A 5,763-nucleotide genomic window follows, 5' to 3' on the forward strand; every position below is an offset into this window, starting at 1 on the left:
AAACGAGCCTGAAGGGATTCGAACCCCCGACCCACGGCTTAGAAGGCCGTTGCTCTATCCAGCTGAGCTACAGACTCATATTCATTTTGCGATTCTGACCGTTTTATCCGGCACTGTAACCATTCCCGCATCTGACCTCTCAGCCAACTGCTTGTCTGTCTCATCGACAGCAAAGATAGTATATAACATTTGAAAAAGAATGTCAACAGGAAATTTCATATTTTTTAAAATAATTTCAAAAATTCATTTCTTTTGACTTTCCCCCTATTTTTCCACCTCTTCCTGCTCGTATGACAGGAAGTCCGCCAGAAATCCCTTTTCCCGCAGCGCTGCCTCGATCTCGTCAAGAATCTCCTCCTGATCGGCAGCCACGTGATGGAAATGATAGCCCGATGTCACGTTTAAAAGCGGCGTGGAACGCCCAGTCCGGATATTTTCCACAAATGCCTCAACATCGCGGCGGCTGCGGATATTTAACGGCGCCGATACCTTTCCATAGATGCGGTGGTTGACCATGACATCCAGCACCTCGCCGCCCAGATCAACAATCGTATTCAGCTCTTCGCGAGTCTGCTCGGTCGTATGGCACATTTTAAAGAGGCGTTCCGTCTGGTGCGGCACCTCCAGCACATAACCGCGGGCAGTCGCAAGGACAGGGTGTCCCTCGGTACGCAGAAGCGCGATATCCTGCACCACCACCTGACGGCTCACGCCGACTGCCCGCCCCAGCGCCCCGCCGGAAAGCGGTGTGGATGACTGTCCCAGCATTTCCAGTATTTTCTTTCTCCGCTGTACTCCTGTCATCGTTGTTTCCATCCTGTTTTCCCTGTCCTTTCTTAGTTTTTAAATTTTTATAATGCCCGCAGATGTTTGAGGCTCAGATCCAGAATTGGTGCCGAGTGCGTCAGCGCGCCGCTGGACACATAATCTACGCCTAATTTCGTGATCGTTGCGATATTTTCCTTCGTCATATTTCCGGAACACTCCGTCTCGGCGCGTCCGTCGATGATGCGGATCGCCTCCGCCATCTCGTCCGGGGTCATATTATCCAGCATGATAATATCAGCGCCCGCTTCCACTGCCTCGCGCACCATATCGAGATTTTCCGTCTCCACCTCGATCTTGCGGACAAATGGGGCATATTCCTTCGCCGCCTCAACCGCCGCCTTAACTCCGCCGGCTGCGTCGATATGGTTATCCTTGAGCATCACGCCGTCCGATAAGTTGTAACGGTGGTTGCTGCCGCCGCCAACCTTGACCGCATATTTTTCAAATATACGCATACACGGGGTCGTCTTGCGCGTATCTAAAAGCGTCGTCTTCGTTCCTTCTAAGAGCTTCGCCACCTGATTCGTATAGGTCGCAATGCCGCTCATCCGCTGTAAATAGTTAAGCGCCGTCCGCTCGCCGGAAAGAAGCACCCGGATGTCGCCGGTGATCACGCCTAAAAACTGCCCTTTTGTGACGGTATCCCCGTCTTTTACCTCAAATTTTGTCTCGGTCGCCTCGTCCAGAAGTTTAAACACGCGCTCAAACACCTGTAAACCGGCGATAATACCGTCTGCCTTGGCTAAGAGCTGTACCTCGCCCTTGCGGTATTCCGGCATGACCGCGTTCGTCGAAACGTCCTCACTGTTGATATCTTCCTTTAACGCCATGCGGATATACTCATCCGCAACAAGCTGCATCGTAATTGGATTCATACTCTTCGTCCTCCCGTCCGGCGATCTTGCCTGCCGCTCTCTCTGCAAATACAAGGCTTTCCAGCAGACTGTTGCTGGCAAGCCGGTTCTTTCCGTGTACGCCGTTGCAGCTCGTCTCACCAACCGCATACAGGTGGTCCATCGTCGTCTCGGAGAAATGATCAACATAGATACCGCCCATAAAATAATGCTGCGCCGGTACGACCGGAGCCGGTTCCTTCGTGATATCGTAGCCCTCTTTTAAGCACTCCTCATAAATGTGCGGAAAATGGTTCCGGATCGTCTCCTCCGGAACTGCCTTAAACGACAGCCATACATGATCGCTGCCCTCTTTTTCCATCTCCTTCTCGATCGCCTGCGTCACCACATCACGCGGCAGAAGCTCATCGACAAAGCGCTCGCCCTTTCCATTTAACAGAACTGCCCCCTCGCCGCGGGCCGATTCTGAAATCAGGAAGCTGCGTCCCGGCTTCTTGCTGTACAGGCTGGTCGGATGAATCTGGACATAATCGAGATGCTCCAGACGCACGCCGTGTTTCTTTGCCACATCCAGTCCATCGCCCGTCAGGCTCGGGAAGTTCGTCGAATGCTTGTAAAGCCCGCCGATGCCGCCGGTCGCCAGAACCGTGTCTTTCGCATGGAGCTTTAAAATATCGCCGGCTGCATTCTTTGCCAGAATGCCGGTGCAGATACCATTTTCAACCAAAATATCCGTCATAACGGTATATTCCCGGATTTCTACATTCGGAAGTTCTTTTACACGCGTCTGCAGGGTCGTCGTGATCTCTTTTCCCGTGATGTCCTCATGGAAACAGATACGCGGCTGCGAATGCGCGCCCTCCTTTGTATATTTTAAACTGCCATCTGGATTTTTGTCAAACCCTACGCCTAATTTCAGCAGACTATTTATCACATCCCGGCTGGAGCGGATCATGATATCCACACTCTCCTTGCGGTTCTCGTAGTGTCCCGCGCGCATCGTATCCTCAAAATACGCATCATAATCCGTCTCATCCCGCAGCACGCAGATACCTCCCTGCGCCAGCATGGAATCACAGCTCTCTATATCTTCCTTGCAAATCATTAAGATCCGGTCTTCCGACGGCAGGTTTAAAGCGGTGTACAGACCGCCTACGCCACACCCGACGATGACCACATCATAATTTTCCTCTCGGACCATTTTGTTGCCTTCCTTTCTATACCATAAGTTTGCACTTATCTTTTTATCCCGCAGATAGTTCAGCCTTCAAATCGCAGAATACTATCCGCCACTCTATGCTCCTATCGCAAACAGAGTTCTCTTTCAATCCAAAACTTCATTTGTGCATCCGCACCAGTATAGCACATATTATTTCATGTGACAAGACATATGTAATGATATTTTGGGCGATTCTGTAAAAAACATATTACCATTCACGCATACGTGCCCAGTAACCAAAAAACTCCAGTTTCATTGACAGCCCACCATAAATCCATTAAAATACCTACTATAATAAGGTATTTTACCGAATTAAATTTAAGCATACGAAGAGAAGGTATTTTCATGAAAATCAATCACGTACACGCAGTCTATTTCAGCCCGACCGGCAACGCGAAAAAGGTTGTTACCACGCTGGCGCAGGCGATCGCTGACACGCTCGGCGTCCCGATGGATTCCTATGATTTCACGCTGCCGGAAAGCCGCGAAAAAGTTCATACATACGGGGCAGACGATCTGCTCGTCATCGGCACCCCGGTCTACGCGGGACGCATCCCGAACAAGATGCTCCCATTTGTACAGACCCATTTTGAGGGAAATGGCGCGCTCGCCGTTCCGGTGGCTGTCTTCGGAAACCGCAACTTCGACAATGGGCTCATCGAGCTTCGCAATGAATTAGAGGCGCACGGCTTCCACACCATCGCAGGTGCCGGTATCCCGACCGAGCACGTATTCAGCGACAAGCTGGCAACCGGACGTCCAGATGCGGATGATTTCGCACAGATCCACGCGTTCGGCATCAAGGCGGCTGAAAAGGTCGCTTCCCTGACCGAAATCCCGGCTCCGATTGCCGTGCGCGGCGATGATCCGGTCGGACCATATTACACCCCGCTCGGCACCGACGGAAAACCGGCTGTCTTCCTGAAAGCCAAACCAGTCACCGATCCGGAAAAATGTACTGGCTGCGGCATCTGTGCAACGGTCTGTCCGATGGGCTCTATCCCGGCAGATGCACCGGACACCTGCACCGGTATCTGCATTAAATGTCAGGCGTGCATCAAGATCTGCCCGGCTGGCGCGAAATACTTCGACAACGAGGCTTTTCTGTCCCACGTCGCGATGCTGGAGCAGAACTATACACGCAGGAGTGAGGCGGAGTATTTTATTTAAAAAATATATTTTGACAAACGGCAGCTGCCAAACAGGAAGAGATACTTACTGTATCCACCTGTTTAGCAGCTGCCGTTTGATTTATATCTGTTCGATTTATACTTGTTTACAACGTTTCTGCGTCTTTATCATCACTGTTTTCTTTTAGTTTTTACGGTTCTCTTCTTCCTCCCGTCTGCCGCTCATCCATACATAAGCAGATGCGATCAGCCCGAGTGTCAGCATCAGAGCCGATGTGTTTACTCCGTCCTCTCCTGTCTTCGGAAGTCCCTGTGCAGGAATGTTTTCAATCGGCACTTCCGCCGGCTGTTCCGGAAGCACCGGTTCTTCGGTGACTGTCCCCGGTCCCGCAGAGGTTGTCTTCTTTCCGCCAGAACTGGAACCGCCGCCTCCATGACCGCCGTGGCTTCCGCCACCCCCATGATCCGGGGTTGGATCTGGCTTCGGAGCTGTCTTTCCGTTGACAAAGTTTACTTTCAGGGTTTCGCCGCCTTTGATTGCGCCCATATAAACCACAGCGCTCTCCACGCCGGTGGCCGGGTTAATCACACTGCTTACCCCTTTTTCGGCTGTCATCTGCTGATACGATTCTTCATCGCAGATCACATAAATATTGGAATCCACCTTATATCCATCTGGCGCCGCCTTTTCCTGAAGGTAATAGACCACTCCCTCTAAAAGTGCATAATCAATATTCAGGGTTCCGTTGGTCGTCGAGACGGTATAATTTAACTCTTTGTTGTCCGGATCGTACTCAACCCAGCCATAATATCCATCTTTTACCAGTTTCTGGCTCTTCGTCCCATCTCCATTTTCTACCGTTTCGTAGACCGGATCCACATAAACACAGTATTTTGTCACATCCGTTGTCTTCTGATTTCCCTGTTCATCTGTCTCCGTCTTGCTGTCTATATACCAGAGATAGAACGAAGTCTGCCCCTCACCCTCGTCATCTCCGAGCTGGCTGCCATCCGTATCTACCTTGGTCAGGTTGAAGGTGCCATCCTGCTGTTTGAGAACCATGGAACTGTACCAGTTCCAGGCGGTATTCTGATAATCATTATCCGCACGCGAACCATCAATATTGGTTGCCATCGTAAATGCCACCCAGGTGGCTTCTTCCGATGAGACGCCCGATTTTAAGAGTGCATTAAAATATGCATTTGCCTTATCCCATGCACCATCCGTTTCATTTAACTTATCCGCCATATAATCGCCGATCGTCATCTCACACCCATCCGTCGCCCAATTTCCATGACCATGACCGTGACCCAGATTTTCATTTTCCAGGAATTTTTTCATATCCTCCTGGCTGCCGACATTGAAGCTGAAAATATTCTGATAAAAATTATCATACTGACTGCTGGAGTGAATCAGCATCGGATCTAGAGAAGCCAAGGAAGAATTTCCGCTCTCTCCCGCTCGCGTTAGTTCATTTGCCGCTGCTTCATTCTTAGAAAGCAGTTCCTCGATCGTTGTGTAGGAAGTTCCCCCTTTCTCGTTGTAGTATTTAAGAACTTCTTTTTCTAGTGTCGTGTTATTTTTAGAAAGATATTGATTCAAGGCATCCTGAATTTTATATTTTGTTGCCCGGATTGCATCAATCTCACCGCCACGCACCCACGGAGCATAATATTTACTTCCATCCGCCTTGATCGCATGATTGTTTTTTCCACTGGACGGAATTGATTT

General features: G+C 50.2%; 4 protein-coding genes, 1 tRNA gene and 1 pseudogene. 1 reads left to right on the top strand and 5 read right to left on the bottom strand.

Going from position 1 to position 5,763, the window contains the following annotated elements:
* Window positions 1-3: 3 nt before the first annotated feature.
* The 4 genes from QVO97_RS07805 to QVO97_RS07820 form a co-directional block, all read right to left on the bottom strand.
* Window positions 4-77 (bottom strand) — tRNA-Arg (locus QVO97_RS07805).
* Between the two features lie 187 nt (window positions 78-264).
* Window positions 265-804, bottom strand: coding sequence for a transcription repressor NadR (locus tag QVO97_RS07810; RefSeq protein WP_333489813.1), 540 nt, complete (start codon window positions 802-804; stop codon window positions 265-267).
* A 47-nt stretch (window positions 805-851) separates the two neighbouring features.
* Entirely contained in the window at window positions 852-1,703 is an 852-nt protein-coding gene (gene nadC / locus QVO97_RS07815) for a carboxylating nicotinate-nucleotide diphosphorylase (protein ID WP_022359784.1), read from the bottom strand.
* A complete protein-coding gene (locus QVO97_RS07820; RefSeq protein WP_022359785.1) occupies window positions 1,669-2,883 on the bottom strand; it encodes an L-aspartate oxidase in 1,215 nt (404 codons plus the stop codon). Before QVO97_RS07820 ends, nadC begins: the two co-directional genes overlap by 35 nt.
* Before the next feature lie 363 nt (window positions 2,884-3,246).
* Here QVO97_RS07820 and QVO97_RS07825 point away from each other — a divergent pair, with 363 nt between their 5' ends.
* The gene (locus QVO97_RS07825) at window positions 3,247-4,071 is read left to right on the top strand and encodes an EFR1 family ferrodoxin (protein WP_022359786.1); all 825 of its coding nucleotides are present in this window, start codon (window positions 3,247-3,249) and stop codon (window positions 4,069-4,071) included.
* A 144-nt stretch (window positions 4,072-4,215) separates the two neighbouring features.
* On the opposite strand, the pseudogene QVO97_RS07830 reads toward QVO97_RS07825, so the two are convergent.
* Window positions 4,216-5,763, bottom strand: a pseudogene (locus tag QVO97_RS07830) (hypothetical protein); the annotation flags it as partial.

Origin of the sequence: Clostridium sp. CAG:43 (genome assembly GCF_000434655.1) — a bacterium.
GTDB lineage: Bacteria > Bacillota > Clostridia > Lachnospirales > Lachnospiraceae > Otoolea > Otoolea fessa.

Bases quoted from the DNA above. Each gene is read 5' to 3' on its own strand.
- QVO97_RS07810 (WP_333489813.1), bottom strand. From the start codon at position 804: ATGACAGGAGTACAGCGGAGAAAGAAAATACTGGAAATGCTGGGACAG.
- nadC (WP_022359784.1), bottom strand. From the start codon at position 1,703: ATGAATCCAATTACGATGCAGCTTGTTGCGGATGAGTATATCCGCATG.
- QVO97_RS07820 (WP_022359785.1), bottom strand. From the start codon at position 2,883: ATGGTCCGAGAGGAAAATTATGATGTGGTCATCGTCGGGTGTGGCGTA.
- QVO97_RS07825 (WP_022359786.1), top strand. From the start codon at position 3,247: ATGAAAATCAATCACGTACACGCAGTCTATTTCAGCCCGACCGGCAAC.